Genomic DNA, 22,431 nt, shown 5'->3' with positions numbered 1-22,431 from the left:
ATATGCGTGATATGCGAATCGATCGCACGATCCTGTCTGCGTCGGCGGCCCGCACATTCGCCTGGATCGGCCTGCTGCTCTGGGCAGCATTCGCGATCCTGCCGATGCTCTGGCTGGTCCTGGCGGCAACGAAATCAGGTGCCGCACTGGCGACCGAGCACCCCTTCGCTTTCGGTTCCTTCGCGCGGGTCGGGGAGTCGTGGGAGCACCTGGCCGAGTTCAACGACGGCGTCTTGTACCGGTGGTTGGGGAACACCGTGATCCTGACGGGCGCGCAGATGGTGCTGACGCTCGTGGCGACCGTTCCCGCTGGGTATGCGCTCGGCGCGTGCACCTTCCGGATGCGCAAGCCGATCCTCATGGCCACCCTCGGTCTGATTCTGCTGCCCGGCGGTGCGCTCGTGCTGCCGCAGTTCCTGGAGATGGTGGCGCTAGGACTGGTTGGAACCAGGTGGGCCGTCATTCTTCCAGGGGCGGTTTTCCCGCTCGGGCTCTACCTGACCTTTATCTACTTCTCCAGCACGATCGGTCGCGATGTCTATGACGCGGCCCGGATCGACGGATGCAGCGAGTGGAAGGTCTTCCTGAAGGTGGCGATGCCGCTTGCGGCACCGATCGCCGCGTTGGTGACCTTCTTCTCCTTCACCCGGAACTGGGGCGAGTTCCTGCTGCCGTACATCATGCTCTCGAGTGATGACTTCCCGTTGCCGGTCGGGCTCGCGCTCCTGGCCTCGGTGGCACCCGAACTCAATCCGAACTCCATCGTGCAGTCCGATATCGGTATCCCCGAGGTAGTCCTTGCCACGTTGCTGACCATGCTGCCGGTCCTGCTGGTCCTGATCTTCGCCCAGCGGATCGTTCTGCGGGGCGCCACCATCATGGGTGGGGCGCTCAAGGGATGACCGCCTCGCTGCGTGAGTCTGAGGATCAGTTTGTTCGAACCGTCAGAGAGGAAGCGATGGAGAAGACCGACCATGGACTGCGGCCCCGCCGAACCGGGGGCCCGACCGTGTACCTGGCGGGTGACTCCACCGTCGCCTCACGCCCTATCCACGAGAAGCCGTCGTTTGGGTGGGGAAGTCACCTCGGAGCCGAGCTCAACACTCTCGTGACCTGTCGCCGTGTGGAGCGAGGGCTGCCACCGCTCACTGTCCCGGTGTGCAATCTCGCACAGGGGGGTGCCAGCACGGAGTCGTTCCGGGAGAGCGGTCTGTGGGGTGAGCTCCTGCGCCTGGTGCACATCGACGACATCGTGCTCATCCAGTTCGGCCACAACGATGCCAAACATGAGCACCTGGCTGCCGACGGTCAGTACCGCTCCAATCTCGGGTGCTTTGTCGACGAGGTCGAGGCGGCCGGGGCCACGCCGATCCTGTGCACGCCGGTAGCGCGGCGCGTGTGGGACGGCGCGACGCTGACCGACACACACGGGCGGTACCCGCAGGTGGTCCGCGAGCTGGCCACGGAACGGTCCCTGTCACTCATCGACCTGCACGCGATGACCCATGCTCTCTACGAACGGCTAGGACCGGAGGGGTCGGTCGAGTACTTCACCCACCGCGCACCCAGCACCCAGTTCCCCGACGGCCTGCGGGATGACAGTCACTCCTCCTTCCTCGGCTCCCGGACTATTGCCGAGTACGTGGCCGACGCCATCGTTGACGGTGTGATGGCTACCGCGGACTCCACGGCTGATGCCACAGGACCTGTTACCGGCGGCACACGGACTGTCGACTCGATCACCGGATCGACGATCCGGCAACTAACTCACGGCCGGGCGCACTCGGTACACGGGTACTACGACCTGCCACCGTGGTCGCGTACGGACGGGCGGATCGCCTTCAGCCGTCACCGTGGCAGCAGTGATGGCGAGATCTGTGTCATGAGGCCGGACGGATCGGATCTGACAGTGGTGGCCAGATCGGCGGCTATGACGGCCAACGATGGTGCGATGCCGCAGTGGTCAGCGGACGGCGCGCGGCTGTACTTCCGCGACGTCGACGAGCGTGGCCCGCTGGTTGCTACGGTCGATATGGCGACCGGCGGCGTCGATTCGCTCCCGGGTGATCTGCGGATGATGCGCCCCGGTCACGATGAGCTCGTCTACTTCACCGATCGCGCCCGCCACGACGACGAGACCGTCCGGCGCACCAAGGCCACGAGCGGCGTCGTCATCCGCTCTTTCACCGATGTTGAGGAGCGGACCCTCGCCACGGTCCAGGACGCATTGGACATCCATCCGAGGCGTGCCGAGATCGCGGACTGGCATCTGTACATCAAGCACACCAAGTGGTCGCCTGACGGTCAGCAATTGATGTTCGTGTTCACCAACGAGAAGTTCTACGACACGAAGTTCGCCGAGCTTCCGCGGGTGAAGGACCTCTATTCGGTGAATGCTGACGGTAGCGACTTGCGCAGGCTCGGTGAGTTCGGCAACCACCCCAGCTGGCACCCGGACGGGCGACGTCTGCTCGCCAATGCGGAATTCGGGGATCGACCCGGCTACAGCCTGGTGCTGATCGATGCCCGTACCGGTGAGCGCGAGTTGGCCACCGATGCGATCGGTGGCCACGGCCACCCGTCCTTCTCCCCGGATGGGCGATGGATCGTGGTCGACCACGTCATCGCAAGCGAGGGCATGGCCACGCTGAACCTGGTCGACACGGCCGACCACTCCGTCCGCGAACTGGTTGAGGTTGCCGTCACCGATCACTCCCACCGGGGCACGCACCTGCACCCGGTCTGGTCCCACGACTCGCGCAGCATCCTGTTCGCCAGCGATGCCACCGGCTACTCCCAACTGTGCGTCGTGGATATCTGAGACCTGGAGGATCCCCATGCCAGAGCAGCCCGCGCTCGGTCGCACCATCTATGCCAACCCGCTCCGGTCGCCGTCGGACGTGGACGGATTCCGGATGGAGGGAGACGGTGCCGTGACATTCCCGCACCGGCGGATGCGGCTCGAGAGCACCCGGCCGGTCGAGGACGGGCAGGCCGCCAACGTCGTGTTCTGGTGCCCCGAGGTCCTCCCCGATCATGTGGCGATCCGGTGGAAGTTCTGGCCGATCCGCGAACCGGGCCTGGCGATCATGTTCTTCGCCGCCACGGGAATGGGCGGTGAGAACGTCCACGACGACGCCCTGGCCCGGCGCACCGGTGAGTACCCGCAATACCACAGCAGTGACCTGCGCACCTTGCACGTGTCCTACTTCCGCCGCAAGCAGCCCCACGAACGGGCCTTCCACACCTGCAACCTGCGCAAGAGCCCGGGCTTCCACCTCGTGACGCAAGGCGGTGACCCGATCCCCGACGTAGCCGACGCCGATCCGCCGTACACCATCACCGTGATCAAGGACGGTCCGCGGGTCGAGTTCTGGGTCAACGCGCTGCGCTGCTTCGACTGGATCGACGACGGCGCCGTGGGGGAGGCTCTGGCCGGCGGCCAGATCGGATTCCGGCAGATGGCACCCCTGATCGGCGAGTACACCGACCTCGAGGTAGCGCTCCTCGAAGAGGCAGCACACGACGAGGAGATCGCGCGATGACGGCAGCTGCAGAGACGCCGGCGGCGCGCCGCCCGCACGTCCTCCTCGTCACCGTCGACCAGTGGCCCGGGCACCTGTTGCAGTCGGCTGGTCATCCCGTCGTGCAGACGCCCACCCTCGACGAGCTGGCCGCGACCGGGATCCGCTACACCCGCGCCTACAGCGAGACGCCGGTGTGTGTTCCCGCGCGCCGAGGGCTGATGACCGGGACCACGGCCCGCACCCACGGCGTCAGGTGGAACGAGCCGGAAGCGCCCATGCCGGACCTGGCGACCCTCGCCTCAACTTTCCGCGACCACGGCTACCAGACCTACGCCGTCGGGAAACTGCATGTGTACCCGCAACGGGACCGAATCGGGTTCGCAGACGTCCTGCTCACCGAAGAAGGACGGACCCAGTGGGGCGTGGTCGACGACTACGAGGCTGCCCTGACCGATGCCGGGTTCCACGGTCAGGCCTTCACGCACGGGATGGGCAACAACCAGTACCTCAGCCGCGCGTGGCACCTGCCGGAACGGTTGCATGTGACGAACTGGGCCACGGAGCAGATGGCGCGCCAGATCAAGCGCCGGGACCCCACCCGGCCCGGGTTCTTCTACCTCTCCTACACACACCCGCACCCGCCGCTGGTCCCACCCGCGGAATACCTCGATCTCTACCGTCGCCAGGAGATGGACCCACCGGTCCACGGGCAGTGGGCGGATGATCCGGACGCAGCGCCCTGGCCGGTGTGCGAACGGCAACGCTCGGCACCACCGGAAGCTCTGCGCGAGGACGCCCGGCGGGCGTTCTACGCCCTATGCACCCACATCGATCACCAACTACGTGTGGTCATCGGCACGTTGCGTGAGGAAGGCATGCTCGAGGACACGGTGATCCTGTTCACCTCAGACCACGGCGAGATGCTCGGCGACCACGGTGCCTGGGCCAAGTCACTGTTCTACGAAGGCTCGGCGCGGGTGCCGATGATCCTCACCGGTCCCGTCGGGGACGACCGCGTGTCACCCGGCCAGGTGGACCAGCGACTATGCGGGCTCCAAGACGTCATGCCTACGCTCCTCGACCTGGCCGGCATCGACCCACCCGCTGGGCTCGACGGCCGCTCCGTGGTCACCGGGGCGCAGCGTGGGCACTTCACGGGCGCCGTCGGAGCCGGGGTGAAGGCCACCTGCATGGCCCGCGACGACCGGTACAAACTTATCTACTACCCCCACGGAAACCGACGGCAGCTGTTCGACCTGGATGTCGATCCGGCCGAACTCGACGACCTGGCTTCCTCGCCCGACCACCAGGACGTCCTCGAGCGGCTCTCGAACGTCTTGGTCTCGGAGCTGGGCGTAGAAGCCGAAGAGTGGACGCGCGAGGGGAAGTGGATCGGAAACCCGGGTCACGCCGACAGCGGCGGCAGTGCCGGCCCCGATGCTCCACCAACGCGCGGCCTGTCCGGCCAACGCGGCCTGCACTAACGAGTGCTCAACGAACAACGGAGGTACAGATGACACGACGACGCTATGCCGTGGCAGGGACGGGCAACAGGGCGCGCATGTACCTGGGTGCCCTGGCGGGAGAGCATCGCGCAGACGGTGAGCTGGTCGCCCTGTGCGAACCGAACCCGACACGGGCGTCCTACTACAGCACGCTCCACGAGTTCTCGGTTCCCCGCTACGACCCGGACGACCTCGAGCAGCTGATCGCCGACCATCAGGTCGACCGCGTCGTCGTCACCTCGCCCGACCACACCCATGCCGACATGGTCAGCCGGGCGTTGCGAGCCGGTGCGGACGTCGTGGTGGAGAAGCCCCTGACGACAACGACGGCCGGGATCGCCGAGATCACTGACGCCGTTCAGGAGACAGGGCGGGATCTGGTGACCACCTTCAATTACCGCTACGCACCGCGCAACAGTGAGTTGCGCCGGGTGCTTGCCGCCGGTGAGATCGGGCAGGTGCTTTCGGTGCACTTCGAGTGGGTCCTGGACACGTCTCACGGCGCCGACTACTTCCGCAGGTGGCATCGGGAGAAGGCGAGGTCCGGCGGGCTCCTCGTGCACAAGTCATCCCACCACTTCGACCTGGTGAACTGGTGGATCGGTGCGGTGCCCGTTCGTGTCTACGCGGCCGGTGGTTTGATGTTCTATGGGCCTGACGGCGCTGGTGCTTCGGGTGCGGGGCCGCGCCCCGATCGTGGCTCTTCGGGGGCGGCCAACGACCCCTGGTCCCTCGACCTGCGCAGCGACCCGCGCCTGCAGGCGCTCTACCTCGACGCCGAGCACCACGACGGCTACCGCAGGGACCAGGACCCCTTCGCGCCGGGTATCAGCATCGAAGACGACCTCGCCGTGATGGTGCACTACGACTCCGGTGCCATGCTGACCTACTCCCTGACGGCGCACGGGCCCTGGGAGGGGTACCGGGTTGTGGTGAACGGGTCAGCGGGCCGTGCCGAACTCGATGTGGTTGAGCGGTCCTACGTGCCGCTCGAGACCGGTGGGCGGGTGGTGGATCCGTCCGCGACCGCGATGGATGAGATCGACGGGGTGCGACCGGTGGGAGGGCGGCTGGTGGTGCAGCGTCACTGGGAGCGTGCGCGGGAGGTTGAGATTCCCCGTGGCACGGGCGGGCACGGTGGAGGTGACGCGATCCTGCTGCAGGATGTGTTCCGACCTGGGCAGCGGCCCGACCCTCTGGGGCAGCGAGCAGGAGCGCTCGACGGCGTCCGTGCGGTTGCCGTAGGTATCGCCGGCAACCGATCGCTCGCCACCGGCCAAGCCGTCCGAATCGGCGACCTCGACCTCGATCTCGGTATCGAGCTTCGGTGACTTCGAATGATGTTGTCTTGGTAGAGGTGCAGACGTCTCGGTGACCGGGAATCAAGCCAGCCCGTATGCCGAGGCTGCTACACCGCCTTCTACGTCCCTCCGCTCGGCGACACTAAGACCATCGAGCAGACCACGGTAGGTGTCCAGCACCTGGCCGTAGCTTCCGGCAACGAGGCAGACGGGCCAGTCGGAGCCGAGCATCACCCGTCCTGGCCCGAAGACCTCCAGGACCAATTCGACGGCCGGGCGAAGGTCGTTGATCGTCCACCAGGCATGGTCTGCCTCGGTGACCAGTCCGGAGACCTTGCAGGTGACGTTGTCGGTTACGGCGAGGTCGATGATCGCCTCGCGCCACCGGGTGAGGTCGCCACCGCGCAACGGCGGCTTGGCCGCATGGTTGATGACCATGGACAGGTCAGGGTGCGCCTGCGCAACCGCTGTGGCCGCAGGAAGGTGGCGTTCGTCGGCGAGGACGTCGAACGCCAACCCGCGCCGAGTCAGTTCACGCAGGCCCGACCGGACATCGTCGCGTCCGAGCCAGTCCAGGTCGGCTTCGCGGGGGAGTGGATGACGGATTCCGCGAAGGTAACTGCCACCCGGACCGGACTGGAGGACATCGAGGTCTTCCGCCACACGTCCCGAGGTCAGATCAACCCACCCCACCACGGCGGCGACTACCGGGCTGGTGGCGGCTGTGGAGAGGAACTCGACCGTCTCTCCGGCATCCGTGAGTGTCTGAACCAGCACGCTGGCGTCGATCCGGTGCCGGTCGGCGAGGGCCTCGAACTGTGCCGCCGTGAAGGGGGTGAGCAGAAGGTCGTCTCTCCGAGCACTCAGCCACGGGTACTGCCGACGGCGTGGATCCAACAGATGGTGATGGGCGTCGACCTTCAGCATTGCCTTCCAGTCGACACCCATCGTGCCATTCTGCCTGGGGCGTGCACGGTTACGCCCCGGTCCACCTCAGACCTTCGCCGGATCGGTCTCGAACAACTCGAAGTGCCGCTCGATGTGCTCCTTCGACGGCGGCTTCGTGAGGTAGCTTCCTCCGACCAGCAGGATCACACCGACGATCGCCGCCGGGATGGCGGGGTGCCAGCCGCCGAGCGAGATCGGCAGCCAGCCCTGGTTCAGGCTGAGGAAGATCAGTTCGGAGACCACCATCGAGGCGACCGCCGCGGGTGCCGTCGCCCGGCGCCAGTACAGGCCCGCCAGCAGCGTCGGGAAGATCAGGAATACCGCCGGCCAAGTGATCGAGACGATGATGCCGATGATGCTGCTCGGCCCGAAGAACGCGACCAGCAGACCTCCGGCCACCAGGACCGGCAGCAGGGCGCGTGCGGTGGTGGTGAGCGCCTTGTTCTCCTGCTCGGGGCTGACCTTGCCCCGGCGCCGACGTGCCGGGTTCACGTACTCCTTCGCCACGATCGAGCTCAGGGTCAGTACGATCGAGTTCGCGGTGGAACCGGTGGCCGCGATGATCGCGAGGATGGCCACCAGCAGCAGCCACTGCGGGAGCACCTCCATGATCATCGCCGGGTAGATCGCTTCCGGTGCCGGGTCACCCGGGCGGGTGACCACCCCGACCATCGCGATGTAGAACAGGCAGAAGTAGATGATCGCCGTACCCACCGGCAGTGAGATGGCCATGAACTTCAGCGTCGAGTGGCTGCGGGCCGCCATCCACCGCTGCTGCAGCTGCGGCATGGTGAAATGAGCGGCCGCGAAGATCACCAGCACCGAGATCAGGTATGGCAGACCGAACAGGCCGTCGGCTCCCGGGTTGGACAGCAGCGCGGACTGGCCTTGCTCTTCGACCATGTCGAGCAGGTTGCCGAGGCCGTCAGTGTGGGTGGCGACCAGGATGATCGCTGCGATCGCGAGCAGCACGTACATGAGCCCGCCCTGGATCACATCGGTCCAGACCACCGACCGGAAGCCACCGCTCATCACGTACAGGGTGACAACCACGGCGAGGAAGACCGCACCGGCCCAGTAGGGGATGCCCCCGTTGGTGACAGCCTCCAGGGTGAGGCCGCTGCCCCGGAACTGGGCACCCATGTAGGGCACGAGCGCGGCGATCATGATGACGCCCGCCACCAGGCCCACCCACCGTGAGCGGTAGCGGTCGGTGAGGTACTCGGTCACGTTCACGATGCCGTACTTGCGAGCGACCACCCAGATGCGGGTGCCGGCGAAGTACAGAATCGGGCCGACGGCCGCGGTGGTGGCCACCTGAATCCAGGCGCCGATGCCGCTGGTGTAGAACTGGCCGGTGATCCCGAAGTAGCTGAAAGCACTGAACAACGTGGCGGTGACCGTGAAGAATGCCGGGATGTTGCTCAGCTTCCGGCTGCCAAGCACGAAGTCCTCGAGCGTGTTGGTCGAGCCCCGGTGCCCGAGGTAGCCCAGGAAGACCAGCAACCCGGCGAAGACCGCGAGCGCGATCCACATGGTGGTGGCAGACATCAGCGCTCCTCCCCGTTTGCGTCGTTCTGCTGCGCGGCCAGAGCCTCAGCGCGGCGTGCGACAGCGGCGTAGGGGTCCCACCGGTAGGCGATCCAGGCGACATACCCGACGAACAGCGCGGTCCAGATGATCCAGAAGAACAGTGGTGCCGGGATCACGCCGCCGATGATCGGGGTGGGGGTGTGCTGCGGCCAGGGGTAGACCATGAGGGCGGCGAGCAGCACCCCCAGCACGATCGCCACCACGCCGGTGGCCCGGGAACGTTGCGTCTGCGACATGAGGGAGCTTCCTTCCGCGGCGTCACGCCGCCTCTGCAGGAAATCGTCCGGCCGGGCACCGTAGCGTGTGCAGGTCCGCACATGTGGCGATCCGGCTCGGTCGCCGATCACTGTACGCGGGTACACCCCGCCAGAGCATGTAGGTCGCGGCGAGCGCCCATATGTCGGGACGGGATGCTGGTGGAACGGTCGTCACGGACCCGCGCGCTCGGCGATCGTCGACACACCCGGACGCGTCACTGCTCACACCGGCCCGGGTCCTCTCCCTGTGAATGACTGGGCTTGGCCCGTCTTGGCGGTCCACTCGAACGTCAGGTCGACTGCGCTGCGCCAGGTGTTGAACTCGCTGTCCCGGTGAGGGCGGTCGGCTGCGGGTAGCCACGTGGCCGCACGGTGCCAATTGCGCCGGAGGACCTGGAGGTCGGCCCAGTACCCCACTGTGAGCCCAGCGGCGTACGCTGCCCCGAGTGCCACTGTCTCTCGTACCGTGGGGCGGACCACCGGCAGGTCGATCGCGTCGGCGACGAGCTGCATCAGAAGATTGTTCGAGGTCATGCCGCCGTCGGTCCGGAGTTCGGTGATCGGATGGTGGGCATCAGTGTTCATCGCATCGATCACCTCGCGCGTCTGCCAGCCCGTTGCCTCGAGTACAGCCCTGGCGAGGTGCGCCTTGGTGACGTAGTTGGTGAGCCCGGCGATGACGCCCCGTGCGTCCGGCCACCAGCGAGGGGCAAACATGCCGTAGAACGCTGGTGCGACGTGGCAGCCACCATTGTCCGGGACCGATGCTGCTAGCGTCTCGATCTCGCCAACGGTCTGGATGAGCCCCAGGCCGTCCCGGAGCCATTGCACCAGCGAGCCGGTGCTCGCCATCGGTCCTTCGAGGGCGTAAACCGGCGGCTGCCCTTCCACCTGGTAGGCGATGGTCGAGAGCATTCCGTGCTGGGAGACGATCAACTCCGGCCCGGTGTTGAGTAGCACGAAGCTACCGGTACCGAAAGTGCACTTTGCCTGACCGGCGTCGAAGCAGGTCTGGCCGACGAGGGATGACTGCTGATCGCCGAGGGCCGCCGCTATCGGTACCCCGGCGAGGGGCCCGCGTGCCCTTCCGTAGACCTGCATCGAAGGTCGGACCTCGGGCAGCATGGCCACGGGGATTCCGAAGAAGGCGAGGAGGTCCTCGTCCCAGGTGAGTGTGTGGATGTTGAACAAGAGTGTGCGACTGGCGTTGGTGGGTTCGGTGACGTGTACACCGCCATCGGGACCGCCCGTCAGGTTCCAGATCAGCCATGTCTCCATCGTGCCGGCGAGCACCTGCCCGGCTTCGGCCCGCGCCCGAAGCCCGGGATCGGCGTCGAGTATCCAGCGCAAGCGGGGTGCGCTGAAGTAGGACGTCAGCGGCAGGCCCGAACGTGCTGCCACGACTGCGGCATCTGATCGGGCCGAGAGATCGGCGATGAGCTGTTCAGTGCGGAGGTCCTGCCACACCAGCGCCGGCCCGACGGGAATGCCCGTGCGTCTGTCCCACACGACGACCGTCTCCCGCTGATTGGCTATGCCAACTGCAGCCAGATCGCCTGGCGTCGCGTCCACTTCCGCCAGTGCCTGCTGGATCGTCCGAGAGACGTTGTGCCAGATCTCGCTCGCGTCGTGCTCGATCCAACCGGGCCGCGGGTAGTGTTGGGAGTGCTCGAGCTGGGCGAACGACACGAGTTGTCCAGCCTGGTCGAACAGGATCGAGCGTGTTGAGGATGTCCCCTGGTCGATCGACATGACGTAGCGGCTGGGCACGGCTGGTCTCCTGGCGGTCCGGGGCGCTCGGGCTAGGTTTCCGAGCGAGAAATCTGCAGGGCTCGGGTGATCGAACGTGCGCACCGGCAGACGTGAGTCGCCAGGCGCTGGTGCGCCTCGCCGGTGGATGTGGTGAGTCGATCCGCCTCGCCGTGAATCCCGACTGCGGCTACGACGAGGCCGCCGTAGCCGAAGATCGGAGCGGCAATGCTGGCCCGCTCCGGTGCGTACTGGCTACGTTCCACGGCATAGCCGCGCGTGCGTGTGTGTGTGAGCACAGTGGCCAGTGCTCGCGCATCGACGATCGTGGAGCTCGTGAATGCCGTGGGTCGGGTGCCGGTGTACTGCTCTGCGCTCGCGCTATAGGCGAGGAGGACCTGCCCGAGTGCGGTGGCGTGTGGAGGAAGATATGTTCCGACATCCGGTCCCTGGTCGCTCGCGGCGTCGGGCCCCAGCACGTAGTGCACCACGAGAACACCGCCCTGATCCAACGTTGCGACTCGAACGGCTGTGCCTGTGCGTGTTGCGAGTGGATCGGCCCAGTTCATGCTCCGGACGCGAAGCTCGTTCGCGTCGAGATAGCCCGAGCCAAGGTGGCGCAGACCATCACTCAGTTCGTACAGGCCCGTTGACCGATCCTGTGCGACGAAGTCGACCTCGGTGAGGGTCTTCAGGATCCCATGGGCAGTGCCGCGCGGGAGTTGCAGGGCCGTAGCGATCTCGCTGAGCCGTAACGGGCGAGGACCGGCGGCCAGCAACCGAACGATGGCCGCAGCCCGCTCTATCGACTGTATCGACCCTGGCACCGCTTCATGATAGCCAGAGGCGGTCACCATCGGATGTGCGAGCGCGGACGTTGCATCCGGTTCGACAATGCCGACAGGCGTTGCTTGTCCGTGGAGCGGGCCGACCCTAATGTGCTCACCGTGAGCCGGCGAATGGTCGTCACGACCGCCGCCGTGGCTCCGCGGTGAGGCCATGAAAGAGGTGCTCGGGCGGGTACCGCACGCGCTACTCCCCCGGGCCGTGCTGGTCGTGAGTGACGTGTGTACTTGCGACCGTTGGGCGTAGTCCGAGCACTTCTTTCACGGCCTCGCTGTGCGTGGGTGATCCGCATGGGTCATCCGTGCAGCCCCCTTCGCCGCACTGACGCTTGCGACGGGACCGCGTGGCACGCGCGCCCGCAGTGTCGTCCCGCGGGTTCTTCTCGGTGCGGAGCGGTCATCTCGATTTGTTCGACAATGCCGACACTCGGCGATGGTCGAGCCGCGGGACCGAACCTAGCGTGATGGCGAGCAGTGCAGCTATTCCCTCATCGAGGAGGAGAGACGTCATGGCGGACTTCGTCGGAGCGATTGATCAAGGAACGACCAGCACCCGCTTCATGCTTTTCGACCATGGTGGAAACGAGGTCGGTCGCCACCAGCTGGAGCATGAGCAGATCTTGCCCAGGGCCGGATGGGTCGAGCACAGCCCTGTCGAGATCTGGGAGCGGACCCGCTCCGCTATCCAGGCGACGATGAACGGGCTCGGGCTCGTCTCCTCGGACGTCGCGGCGATGGGCATCACCAACCAACGCGAGACGACGGTCGTCTGGAACCGCAAGACCGGCAGGCCCTACTACAACGCGATCGTCTGGCAGGACACTCGCACCGACCAGATCGCGAGCGCGCTCGAACGCGATGGGCGGGGTGACGTGATCCGGCGCAAGGCCGGGTTGCCTCCGGCTACCTACTTCTCTGCCGGCAAGATCCAGTGGATCCTCGAGAACGTCCCCGGTGCGCGGGAGGACGCCGAGAAGGGCGATGCACTGTTCGGAACCACCGACAGCTGGCTCATGTGGAACCTGACGGGCGGGGTTGACGGCGGCGGAAAGCACCTCACCGATGTCACCAACGCCAGCCGCACGATGCTCATGAATCTCGAGACCCTCGACTGGGATGACGAGTTGCTCGGGTTCTTCGGAATCCCGCGTGCGATGCTGCCGGAGATCCGTCCGTCCTCGGACCCGGCCCGATACGGCGAGACGACGATGCCGACCGAGTTCCGAGGGATCCCGCTGACAGGTAGCCTCGGCGATCAGCAGGCGGCCATGGTCGGGCAGGTGTGCTTCGCACCAGGTGAAACGAAGAACACCTACGGCACTGGGAACTTCCTCCTCCTGAACACCGGTACGGAGATCGTCAGGAGCACCAACGGGCTGCTGACCACGGTCTGCTACCAGTTCGGAGACGAAGCGCCCGTGTATGCGCTCGAGGGGTCGATCGCGGTCACCGGCTCCGCCGTGCAATGGCTTCGCGACCAGTTCCGCATGATCTCCGATGCCAGTGAGATCGAAGGTCTCGCACGGCGCTCGGAGGACAACGGTGGCGTCTACTTCGTGCCCGCCTTCTCCGGACTGTTCGCACCTCACTGGCGCAGTGACGCCAGGGGCGCGATCGTCGGGCTCTCGCGGTACAGCAATCACTCGCACATGGCCCGCGCCACCCTCGAGTCGATCTGCTACCAGAGCCGCGACGTCGCAGACGCGATGGTGGCCGACTCCGGCGCGGGCCTTGAGGCGCTCAAGGTAGACGGCGGGGTGACCGCCAACGAGTTGTGCATGCAGATGCAGGCGGACATCCTCGGCGTGCCCGTGATTCGTCCACGTGTTCCGGAGACGACGGCACTCGGTGCCGCCTACGCCGCTGGCCTTGCCGTCGGATTCTGGTCAAGCACGGATGAGCTGCGTGAGAACTGGCACGAGTCCAAGCGGTGGACGCCGCAGTGGTCCGACGAGCGACGTGCCGCCGGGCACGCGGACTGGCGGAAGGCGATTCAGAGAACGCTCGACTGGGTAGACGTCGAGTAGACACCGGCAGCCCCTGGTCCCGGTTCGGGATCAACCCACTACTGAAGGAGATGAACGAGTGATGAACCCCACGAACACATCCGATCGCGCTGGAGATGGCCGCGCACTGCCGTTGGACCCGGACCGAAACCTTGCCCTGGAACTGGTCCGGGCGACAGAGGCCGCCGCGATCGCGTCTGCCCGCGAAGTCGGCCGTGGCGACAAGATCAAGGTCGACCAGGCCGCCGTCGATGCCATGCGTCCGGTGCTCGGCTCGGTATCGATGCGCGGCGTGGTCGTGATCGGTGAGGGGGAGAAGGACGAGGCTCCGATGCTCTACAACGGCGAGAAGGTCGGTAACGGCTCCGACCCCGAGGTAGACATCGCGGTCGATCCCATCGACGGAACCACCGCCGCCGCCAAGGCCCTCCCGGACGCCGTGGCGATGGTCGGGCTTGCCGAGCGGGGCACGATGTTCGATCCGGGCCCGTGCGTGTACATGCGCAAGCTCGTCGTTCCCGGGGCTGCTGCCGACGTCATCGATCCGGAGGCGCCGGTGGGCGACATTCTCCGATCGGTAGCACGTTCGATCGGCAAGCAGGTGTCCGACGTCCGGGTCGCCGTACTCGACAGGCCACGCCACGAGAGCCTCGTCGCCAGCATCCTGGCTGCCGGAGCATCGGTGCGATTCCTCCTGGACGGAGACGTCGCCGGCGCGATCGCGGTCGGCCGGGAGGGCAGCGGGATCGATGCGCTGCTTGGCATAGGCGGTACCCCGGAGGGTGTCCTCGCCGCGTGCGCGCTGCGGTGCGACGGCAGCGCGATCTTCGGCAAGCTCTACCCTCGCAACGAGGACGAGCGCAGCGCGGCGATCGACTTCGGCCACGACGTCGATCGCGTACTCACCACCACGGATCTGGTGTCGGGTGACAACGTGTTCTTCGCTGGGACGGGGGTCACGGACAGCCCCCTGCTACGCGGGGTGCAGTTCGAGGCCGACCGGGTGCGTACCCAGTCGATCTCGATGCGTTCGCGCTCGGGAGCCGTACGGATCGTCGACGCCTGGCACGACCGCGAGCGCTCTAACCTGATCACCGCGAGCGGACGAGGGCACTGAGATGGCGGCAGTTGCGCTGAGTCCGGATTCCCGCGCGAAGGCGTTGAACGCTCTGCGCACCGTTGAACTCGACGTCCTTGTGATCGGAGCCGGCGTGGTCGGTGCCGGCAGTGCCTTGGATGCAGCGACGCGCGGACTCAAGGTCGGGCTGGTCGAGGCGCGGGACTTCGCGGCAGGAACGTCGAGCCGCTCGAGCAAGTTGTTCCATGGCGGCCTGCGCTACCTGGAGCAGTTCAACTTCGCCCTGGTCTTCGAGGCGCTGCGAGAACGCAAGCTGGCGCTGGAAACCCTGTGCCCCCATTTGGCGCGGCCGGTCCCGTTCATCTATCCGATGCTGAAAGCGATCGACAGGCCGTATGCCGGCCTCGGGATCGGCGTTTACGACGTGCTGGGGGCTGGGCGCGGCGTGCCAAGCCACCTCAAGCACCTGGGCAGGGCCAAGACTGTCGAGTCGTTCCCCTCGGGCGACCCCAAGACGGTGCGAGGAGGTATCAAGTTCTATGAGGGGCAGGTGGACGATGCCCGCCACACGATGATGCTGGCACGTACTGCTGCCACGCACGGGGCCCACGTCGCCAACAGCACGCGGGTGACCGGGCTGCTGCGAGCGGGCGAAACGGTCGTCGGTGTCTCCGTCACCGACCTGGAGTCAGGTGAGTCGTTCCCAATCTGGGCGCGCCAGGTGATCAATGCCACCGGCGTCTGGACCGATGAGATCCACAAGATGGTCGGTACCCAGGGGAAGTTCCGAGTACGGGCGTCCAAGGGCGTGCACCTGGTAGTGCCCAGAGATCGGATCAAGAGCGAGACCGGGGTGATCACCCGCACGGAGAAGAGCCTGCTGTTCATGATCCCGTGGGCTCAGCACTGGATCATCGGGACCACGGACACCGACTGGGAGTACGACCTCGCGCACCCGTCAGCGAGCGCCGCCGATATCGACTATCTGCTCGAGCATGTGAATGTGCTCCTGACCGAACCGCTCACCCGCGACGACATCGTCGGGGTCTATTCGGGCCTGCGGCCGCTCCTCGCCGCGAACTCCGATTCCACCAGCAAGCTCTCACGTGAACATGCGGTTGCGTCCCCGGTCCCGGGTCTGACAGTCGTCGCGGGGGGGAAGTACACCACATATCGGGTCATGGCCAAGGATGCCGTGGACGCCGCGGTCAAGCCGATGAACGCCGCGGGAGGTCGCGTGCCTGCCTCGCGAACGCAGCACAAGCCGCTTCTCGGAGCCGAGGGGTACCACGATGCCTTCCGGGGCCGTCGAGACACTGCGGCTCAACTGAAGATGAGCGTCGAGACTGTTGAGCACCTGCTGGGTAGGTACGGGACGTTGATGAACGAGTTGCTCTCGTTGATCGCCGACAGTCCGGAGCTCAGCGAACCGCTGGCCAGCGCCCCTGGTTATCTCAAGGTGGAGGCGGTCTACGCCGTCACGCACGAGGGCGCCCTGCACCTGGAGGACATCCTCACCCGCCGTACGCGAATCGGGATCGAGGTGCCTGACCGTGGCGAGGGAGCAGCGGCTGAGATCGCACCGCTGGTGGCTCCCATTCTGGGGTGGAGCACAACCGAGACCCTCGAGGAGATCGAGGCCTATCGCCTGCGCGTCAAGGCGGAGCGTGAATCACAGATGCAACCGGATGACCCCTCGGCCGACGCCACCCGACTGAGTGCACCGGATATTCGTACCGACGAGCACAGGAGTACCTGATGACCTTTCGCGCTGCCATCTTCGATGTCGATGGTGTCCTTGTCGACTCCCCGCACGAGCGGGCATGGCGAGACTCTTTCGCCGAGCTGATGGACACCGAGTGGGCAGATGTCCGCGAGGAGAGCACGTACACGCCGGAGAGGTTCACGGCTGACGTCTACCACCAGGTGATGTCGGGCAAGCCACGGATGAGCGGTGCGCTGGCGGTCCTTGACTACTTTCAGGTACCCGACGCCGAGAATCGCGTCCAGGCGTACGCCGACCGCAAGCAGGCGCTGGTCCGCGAACTGATCGGGCGAGGTGAGTTCCGCGCCTACCCCGATGCGCTCCGGTTCATTCTCGCAGTGAAGTACAGCGGCATTCCGGTCGCCGCAGCCTCCTCCTCCAAGAATGCCCAGCTGTTCCTCGAACGAATCTACCTCGACGTGTTCGTGAACGAGCACGGGCTCCCGTACTCCGCCGTCAAGCCGGGTCTCACGCTGCTCGATCTCTTCGATGTCAACCTGTCCGGTCAGGACTTCAAGCACGGTAAACCGCACCCGATGATGTTCCTCGCCGTTGCTGAGGAACTCGGCGTCAAGCCGGAATGGTGTGTAGTGATGGAGGATGCCGTATCGGGGATTCAGGCGGCGAAAGCTGGCGGGATGACCGCGCTTGGAGTGTCGCGGGCCGACGATGAGGATGCACTCGCCCGTGCCGGTGCTGATCGCGTGGTGACCAGCCTCGACGACGTCTCCGTCTCCGCGCTGCATCAGGGCAGTGTCGAGCTCGCGACGATCCGGTGACGTGCGGGAGATGACCATGACCACAGTTGCTGGCGAGCTCCCAGACGCACTTGGGCACCTCCAAGGGGGCATCGCGGATTCGCTCCGGACGCGAATCGGAGGTCGTCCTGTCGCCCTGTTCCTGGACTATGACGGGGTCCTGGCAGAGATCGTGGACCGGCCAGAGGACGCCACGATCTCCGACGGGATGCGCGACGTCGTCGCTGACTTGGCCCAGCGGTGCCAGGTCTGCGTTGTCAGTGGACGTGACCGCCCGGTCGTCCAGGAACTGATGCGCCTGGATTCCTTGATTGTCGCCGGGAGTCACGGATTCGATATCGCCAGCCCTGACGGAGAGATCAGTGCTCAGTTCGCCGGCGGGCACGAGAACCTTCTCGAGAGTGTCAGACATCAGGTCGAGGCGGGTGCCCGGGAGATCCCCGGGGCGACCGTAGAGGTCAAGGCCGCCTCGGTTGCCCTGCACTACCGACTCGTCGACGAGATCGACCGTTGGCGGGCTACCGCGCTTGTCGAAGAGGTCCGGACGGCCCATCTGGATGAGCTGAAGGTGACACCCGGGAAGATGGTCTATGAAGTGCAGCCGGCCATTGATTGGGACAAAGGCAAGGCTGTCGACTACCTCATCCGGGTGCTGGAGATGGGGCCAGATGTGGTGCCCATCTACCTCGGCGACGACTTCACGGACGAACATGCCTTCACCGCGCTGAGGGGGCGTGGTATCGGACTCATCGTTGTGGGCGCGGCGACGGCCGACGCCGACCGAGTGAGTGCCGCGGAGTACCGGCTGGACGGAGTCGCTGCCGTCCAGCGCTTCCTTGATCTGATCGCACGTTGAACTGTTTGGAGAGATCCGTGTTCACCACGACGCTGACCTACGACTCGTACGAGCCCGCGACGGAAGGCCTGCGCGAGGCGTTGACCTCGACCGGGAACGGCTACATCTGCACTCGCGGAGCCGCCGAGTGGGAGGACCCGGGCGCATCGCACTACCCCGGTACCTATACTCACAGCGGATTCAACCGGGAGACGACGATCGTGGCCGGCCGTGCCGTCCTGAACGAAGACCTCGTCAATCTGCCGAACTGGCTGGTGCTCAAACTGCGCGTGGAGGACGGCGAGCCGTTCCGGCTCGCCGGGACTGCCGACGTGCTCGAGTACCGGCACGAGTATGACCTGGCCACGGCGACGGTCTCGCGCTTCGTCCGCTTCCGCGATCCTGCCGGTCGTGAGACGAGTCTGACCAGTCGCCGGTTTGTCAGCATGAGCGATCGCCACTGGGCGGGGATCGAGTGGACCATCACGCCGGAGAACTGGTCTGGTCGTCTGGAGGTGATCACGGCGTTGGACGGCCGGGTCACGAACTGGGGTGTGGCGCGCTACCAGGAACTGGAGGGTCGGCATCTCGATCCCGTGGTGCCCCGCACGTTCGGACCAGAGGTGATCGGCCTCAAGGTTCGGACCCGACAGTCACAGATCCACGTCGGACAGGCAGCGCGCACCCGGGTTCTCGACCTTGACGGTCAGCCGGTGAACGTCGCCCGCGAGCTCTACCAGATGGAGGACTACATCCACCAGACGATCTCGTTCTCGGCGACGGAGGGTGAACCGATCCGGGTGGAGAAGATGGTGGCGCTGTACAACTCCCGCGACCACGCGATGAGTGAACCGCTCACCACTGCCGGGACGGTTGCTTCGCGCCTGCCGACCTTCGCCGAGGCGTTCACCCGCCACCAACGCGCGTGGTCCGAACTGTGGGAGCGCTGCGGGGTCGAAGTCGGCGACGATGAGGTGCAGTTGCGCCTCAATCTCCACATCGCACACATCCTGCAGGTGTGCTCGCGGCATACCGCCGAACTCGACGCCGGCGCCCCGGCGCGAGGTTTGAACGGTGAGGCCTACCGTGGTCACATCTTCTGGGACGAACTGTTCATCTATCCGTTCCTGAACTACCGACTTCCGGAAGTCACCCGGTCGCTGCTGATGTATCGCTGCCGACGTCTCGATGAGGCGCGTGCCGCGGCAGCCGACGCAGGCTACCGCGGAGCGATGTACCCGTGGCAGAGCGGCAGCGACGGCACCGAGGAGACGCAGGTCGTCCACCTCAATCCACGCAACGGACAGTGGGAGCCGGACCTGAGTCATAACCAGCGCCATGTCAATGCGGCGATCTGCTACAACATCTGGCAGTACTACCAGGCCACCGGTGATATCGACTTCCTGTCCCGGTTCGGCGCTGAGGTGCTGCTCGAGATCACCCGGTTCTGGGCCAGCCTCGCCACGTTCAACGCTGATCGGGGCCGATGGGAGATCAATGGCGTGATGGGTCCGGACGAGTTCCACGAGAAGTACCCGGGTTCGGACGAGGAAGGCCTGCGCAACAACGCCTACACCAACGTCATGGTCGCATGGCTGGCCCACACCGCCGGTCAGGTACTTGCCGCACTCCCCGTCCGTCGTCGGCGCCGTCTGTGGGATTCGATCGGGCTGACAGAGGGCGAGCTGGAGCACTGGGCCGAACTCGCCCGGTTGATGTACATCCCCTTCCACGAGGACGAGAACGGCGACGCGGTCATCAGCCAGTTCGAGGGATACGAGGATCTGGAGGAGCTCGATTGGGCCGCCTACCGGTCCAAGTACGGCAACATCCAGCGCCTCGATCGCATTCTGCGCGCCGAGGGTGACACGCCCGACCGCTACAAGCTGGCGAAGCAGGCCGACACGTTGATGCTCTTCTACGTGTTCTCGGACACTCAACTGGCTGAGATTCTCGGCCGGCTCGGTTACGGGTACGAACCTGACGCCGCACGGCGCAACATCGGGTACTACGAGAGTCGCACCACACACGGCTCGACCTTGAGTTACATCGTGCACGCACACGTTCTGGCTCGCTTTGACCCCGACCGATCGTGGGAGATGTTCCGGACCGCGCTCGACAGCGATCTCAACGATGTGCAGGGCGGTACCACGGCCGAAGGGATTCACCTCGGTGTCATGGCGGGGACGCTGGACCTGATCCAGCGGGGCTACCTCGGCACCGAGGGCAACGGCGAACTTCTTCGTTTCACACCGCGCGGCGTCCAAAAGCTGGCTGGCCAGTCGATGACCATGCGGTTCCGGGAAACCGTGCTCAAGATCGCCATCGACCACGAGCGATTGAGCGTCAGCCGGGTCGATGACAGCCCCACACTCATCTGGATCGCTGTCGAGGACAGCATCCAGGAGGCTCGGCCGGCGCAGGCGGTTGAGTTCACTCTGCAGTCATAGGCATCCGATCTGGTGCAGCATGGCGAACCAGGTGCGAGTGCTTGTTGCTGATGGACAGGAGATCTTCCGGCGTGGGCTCACCGGTGTGCTCGGCCTCACCGCAGACCTCACCGTTGTCGCCGAGGCGGGCACAGTGGATGCTGCGACTCGCCGTGCCGGGCTGATGCGCCCCGATCTGCTTCTGGTGGATCTGGAGCTGCCAGGCGGTGGCGGGTTGGGGGTGGTGCGTGAGGTCCGTTCCGGCCTGCCGTTGGTGCGCTCGGTAGTTCTGACATGTTCGGATGACGGAGGGGCACGATCAGCTGCTCGGGAGGCAGGCGCTCACGCCTTTGTGCTCAAGAGCGCGCGCTGCACCGAGCTGGTAGACATCGCGCGGTCGGTGGCGGCAGGGAAGACCTTGCTACGACAGTCGCTCGGACTCGCTTGCATCGCTGGGGGAAACGCGACTCCTGTATTGACGCTCAACGAGTGGCGGATTGTCGACCTCATCGGCGACGGGCTGTCCAATCGGGAGATCGGAGAGGCGCTCGGGATTGCCGAGAAGACCGTCAAGAATCATGTGACTCCGGTGCTGGCGAAGATGGGGCTCCAGCGGCGGACCCAGATCGCCGCCTTCGCGGCGAGGCGGCGCGATAGGGATTGGCACCGAGTCTGAAGGAGACATAGTGATGTCGACAGGGAGCGGCCGCGTCGGTCGCCGATCTGTCCGCCCGTGCTGCGAACCGGAGCATGGGGGAGGTGAGGGAGGACCATATGGCGGGATACGCCGTCGGGGGCATGCGCTCCCAGCGGTGCGATCGCCTACGCGGCGGTGTTGATCAGGTCGCGTACTCCCCGCAGCCACACGGCCGCCTCGGTCACCTGGGAGGGGTACTCGGCGTGACCGGCGCTGAGCACCTGCAGCCGGGCGGCGTCACCGGTGGCCGAACGTGCCGCGTTGTGCACCGCGAACTGCCCGGCCGGAGGAACCGCCGGGTCCCATAGCGCACACGCCATCAGGGTGGGGATCCGCAGCCGGGTGGCGGCCGTGGCAGCGTCGAAATAGCGGAGCACCTCGCGCGCCTGCGGGTGGTCCCTCACGTACTCGGTCACCCGCGCACCACTTCCGGTGCACTGCTGGGCCAGCCTCAGGTCGTACTGCCCGAAGCTCGGGACGTTCAGCGCCGCGGCGACGAATCGCTCATCCCACGGGAGTGCGAGCGCGCCCTGTCCGCCGCCGAAACTGCCACCGACGAACACCAGCGGCAGCTCCTGCTCCAGCAGCTGGTGCAGTGCTGTCGCGGCGCACCACACATCGGCCGCGCAACCGCGCAGCACGTAGGTGTCGACCGACTCGATCCCGTCGATGACGTGCCCGTCCTCAGGCCGGAGCACTTCGGGCATGAGGCTCATCGTGGGCAGCCCGCGGGCGACGGGGAAGATCGCAGCCGCATCCGCAGGCAGAGCCGACAGATCGGGCTCGGCGCGCCCGCCGTACCCGTGGCTGATCACCGCTCCGATGCGGGCGGGCCCGTGGGGGAGGGCCACCCAGCCGCCCAAGCGCAGACCATCCAGGGTGGTCAGATCGATGTGGTGCACCTCGTGGTGGCGGCTGGTCATCGGATCCGGCGTCATCCACGGCTGCGGGTCCACGGCACGGGCATCGGTGTAGACCCGCTGCCAGTAGTCGTCGAAACCCGCAGGCGCTGCTGGTGGCTGGACCTGCAGCAAAGCGTCGAGGTCATAGCCGTGCGTGGCGTCGAACGGTGCGTCGGGGAACCACGTCTGGAACGGCGGCGCTGTCAACTGGTGCTCCTTGATCGATGAACCCGGAA

Annotated in this window: 18 protein-coding genes; 12 read left to right on the top strand and 6 right to left on the bottom strand. The window is 66.0% G+C overall.

Features of this window, described 5'->3' with window-relative positions:
- The first annotated feature begins 2 nt into the window (after window positions 1-2).
- Genes IM660_RS18115 through IM660_RS18095 form a run of 5 tightly spaced genes read left to right on the top strand, consistent with a single transcriptional unit; the run spans window position 3 to window position 6,363 of the window.
- Window positions 3-902, top strand: a complete 900-nt coding sequence (locus tag IM660_RS18115; RefSeq protein WP_159618268.1) for a carbohydrate ABC transporter permease — start codon at window positions 3-5, stop codon at window positions 900-902.
- Between the two features lie 56 nt (window positions 903-958).
- Window positions 959-2,821, top strand: coding sequence for a GDSL-type esterase/lipase family protein (locus IM660_RS18110; protein WP_193497158.1), 1,863 nt, complete (start codon window positions 959-961; stop codon window positions 2,819-2,821).
- A 16-nt stretch (window positions 2,822-2,837) separates the two neighbouring features.
- Window positions 2,838-3,545 carry a DUF1961 family protein gene (locus IM660_RS18105; RefSeq protein ID WP_193497157.1) on the top strand — a complete coding sequence of 236 codons (708 nt, stop codon included), beginning with the start codon at window positions 2,838-2,840 and terminating at the stop codon, window positions 3,543-3,545.
- Complete coding sequence (locus IM660_RS18100; protein WP_193497156.1) at window positions 3,542-5,011, top strand: sulfatase-like hydrolase/transferase; 1,470 nt, start codon at window positions 3,542-3,544, stop codon at window positions 5,009-5,011. The genes IM660_RS18105 and IM660_RS18100 overlap by 4 nt, the downstream gene beginning before the upstream one ends.
- Before the next feature lie 29 nt (window positions 5,012-5,040).
- On the top strand, window positions 5,041-6,363 hold the full coding sequence (locus IM660_RS18095) for a Gfo/Idh/MocA family protein (protein WP_193497155.1): 1,323 nt from the start codon (window positions 5,041-5,043) through the stop codon (window positions 6,361-6,363).
- A 51-nt stretch (window positions 6,364-6,414) separates the two neighbouring features.
- On the opposite strand, the gene IM660_RS18090 is transcribed toward IM660_RS18095, so the two are convergent.
- From IM660_RS18090 to IM660_RS18070, 5 genes are all read right to left on the bottom strand, one after another.
- The gene (locus tag IM660_RS18090) at window positions 6,415-7,281 is read right to left on the bottom strand and encodes an amidohydrolase family protein (RefSeq protein WP_193497154.1); all 867 of its coding nucleotides are present in this window, start codon (window positions 7,279-7,281) and stop codon (window positions 6,415-6,417) included.
- Window positions 7,282-7,326: 45 nt separating this feature from the next.
- The gene (locus IM660_RS18085) at window positions 7,327-8,832 is read right to left on the bottom strand and encodes a sodium:solute symporter family protein (protein ID WP_193497153.1); all 1,506 of its coding nucleotides are present in this window, start codon (window positions 8,830-8,832) and stop codon (window positions 7,327-7,329) included.
- Window positions 8,832-9,110, bottom strand: coding sequence for a hypothetical protein (locus tag IM660_RS18080; RefSeq protein WP_159618254.1), 279 nt, complete (start codon window positions 9,108-9,110; stop codon window positions 8,832-8,834). The genes IM660_RS18085 and IM660_RS18080 overlap by 1 nt, the downstream gene beginning before the upstream one ends.
- Window positions 9,111-9,353: 243 nt before the next feature.
- On the bottom strand, window positions 9,354-10,901 hold the full coding sequence (glpK, locus tag IM660_RS18075; protein WP_193497152.1) for a glycerol kinase GlpK: 1,548 nt from the start codon (window positions 10,899-10,901) through the stop codon (window positions 9,354-9,356).
- A gap of 32 nt (window positions 10,902-10,933) precedes the next feature.
- Window positions 10,934-11,707 (bottom strand): IclR family transcriptional regulator, encoded by a 774-nt coding sequence (locus IM660_RS18070; RefSeq protein WP_193497151.1) that lies wholly within the window; start codon window positions 11,705-11,707, stop codon window positions 10,934-10,936.
- A gap of 527 nt (window positions 11,708-12,234) precedes the next feature.
- Between IM660_RS18070 and glpK (IM660_RS18065) the strand changes: the two genes are divergently transcribed.
- From glpK (IM660_RS18065) to IM660_RS18035, 7 genes are all read left to right on the top strand, one after another.
- Window positions 12,235-13,752, top strand: a complete 1,518-nt coding sequence (glpK, locus tag IM660_RS18065) for a glycerol kinase GlpK (protein WP_193497150.1) — start codon at window positions 12,235-12,237, stop codon at window positions 13,750-13,752.
- 61 nt (window positions 13,753-13,813) lie between these two features.
- Window positions 13,814-14,848 carry a class II fructose-bisphosphatase gene (gene glpX / locus IM660_RS18060; RefSeq protein WP_193497149.1) on the top strand — a complete coding sequence of 345 codons (1,035 nt, stop codon included), beginning with the start codon at window positions 13,814-13,816 and terminating at the stop codon, window positions 14,846-14,848.
- Between the two features lies 1 nt (window position 14,849).
- Window positions 14,850-16,568 carry a glycerol-3-phosphate dehydrogenase/oxidase gene (locus IM660_RS18055; protein WP_193497148.1) on the top strand — a complete coding sequence of 573 codons (1,719 nt, stop codon included), beginning with the start codon at window positions 14,850-14,852 and terminating at the stop codon, window positions 16,566-16,568.
- Window positions 16,568-17,353 carry an HAD family hydrolase gene (locus IM660_RS18050; RefSeq protein WP_193497147.1) on the top strand — a complete coding sequence of 262 codons (786 nt, stop codon included), beginning with the start codon at window positions 16,568-16,570 and terminating at the stop codon, window positions 17,351-17,353. The genes IM660_RS18055 and IM660_RS18050 overlap by 1 nt, the downstream gene beginning before the upstream one ends.
- 16 nt (window positions 17,354-17,369) lie before the next feature.
- On the top strand, window positions 17,370-18,188 hold the full coding sequence (gene otsB, locus IM660_RS18045; RefSeq protein ID WP_210769019.1) for a trehalose-phosphatase: 819 nt from the start codon (window positions 17,370-17,372) through the stop codon (window positions 18,186-18,188).
- Between the two features lie 17 nt (window positions 18,189-18,205).
- Window positions 18,206-20,617 (top strand): glycoside hydrolase family 65 protein, encoded by a 2,412-nt coding sequence (locus IM660_RS18040; protein WP_193497145.1) that lies wholly within the window; start codon window positions 18,206-18,208, stop codon window positions 20,615-20,617.
- 19 nt (window positions 20,618-20,636) lie between these two features.
- Complete coding sequence (locus IM660_RS18035) at window positions 20,637-21,272, top strand: LuxR C-terminal-related transcriptional regulator (RefSeq protein ID WP_193497144.1); 636 nt, start codon at window positions 20,637-20,639, stop codon at window positions 21,270-21,272.
- Window positions 21,273-21,418: 146 nt separating this feature from the next.
- On the opposite strand, the gene IM660_RS18030 is transcribed toward IM660_RS18035, so the two are convergent.
- Entirely contained in the window at window positions 21,419-22,402 is a 984-nt protein-coding gene (locus tag IM660_RS18030; RefSeq protein ID WP_193497143.1) for an acetylxylan esterase, read from the bottom strand.
- Window positions 22,403-22,431 lie beyond the last annotated feature (29 nt).

It is taken from the genome of Ruania alkalisoli (assembly GCF_014960965.1).
GTDB classification, from domain to species: Bacteria; Actinomycetota; Actinomycetes; order Actinomycetales; family Beutenbergiaceae; genus Ruania; species Ruania alkalisoli.
This window is presented reverse-complemented; position numbering and strand designations above follow the sequence as displayed.

Bases quoted from the DNA above. Each gene is read 5' to 3' on its own strand.
- IM660_RS18115 (WP_159618268.1), top strand. From the start codon at position 3: ATGCGTGATATGCGAATCGATCGCACGATCCTGTCTGCGTCGGCGGCC.
- IM660_RS18080 (WP_159618254.1), bottom strand. From the start codon at position 9,110: ATGTCGCAGACGCAACGTTCCCGGGCCACCGGCGTGGTGGCGATCGTG.
- IM660_RS18055 (WP_193497148.1), top strand. From the start codon at position 14,850: ATGGCGGCAGTTGCGCTGAGTCCGGATTCCCGCGCGAAGGCGTTGAAC.
- otsB (WP_210769019.1), top strand. From the start codon at position 17,370: ATGACCACAGTTGCTGGCGAGCTCCCAGACGCACTTGGGCACCTCCAA.
- IM660_RS18035 (WP_193497144.1), top strand. From the start codon at position 20,637: ATGGCGAACCAGGTGCGAGTGCTTGTTGCTGATGGACAGGAGATCTTC.
- glpK (WP_193497150.1), top strand. From the start codon at position 12,235: ATGGCGGACTTCGTCGGAGCGATTGATCAAGGAACGACCAGCACCCGC.
- glpX (WP_193497149.1), top strand. From the start codon at position 13,814: ATGAACCCCACGAACACATCCGATCGCGCTGGAGATGGCCGCGCACTG.
- IM660_RS18090 (WP_193497154.1), bottom strand. From the start codon at position 7,281: ATGGGTGTCGACTGGAAGGCAATGCTGAAGGTCGACGCCCATCACCAT.
- IM660_RS18110 (WP_193497158.1), top strand. From the start codon at position 959: ATGGAGAAGACCGACCATGGACTGCGGCCCCGCCGAACCGGGGGCCCG.
- IM660_RS18050 (WP_193497147.1), top strand. From the start codon at position 16,568: ATGACCTTTCGCGCTGCCATCTTCGATGTCGATGGTGTCCTTGTCGAC.
- IM660_RS18100 (WP_193497156.1), top strand. From the start codon at position 3,542: ATGACGGCAGCTGCAGAGACGCCGGCGGCGCGCCGCCCGCACGTCCTC.
- IM660_RS18095 (WP_193497155.1), top strand. From the start codon at position 5,041: ATGACACGACGACGCTATGCCGTGGCAGGGACGGGCAACAGGGCGCGC.
- IM660_RS18105 (WP_193497157.1), top strand. From the start codon at position 2,838: ATGCCAGAGCAGCCCGCGCTCGGTCGCACCATCTATGCCAACCCGCTC.
- IM660_RS18085 (WP_193497153.1), bottom strand. From the start codon at position 8,832: ATGTCTGCCACCACCATGTGGATCGCGCTCGCGGTCTTCGCCGGGTTG.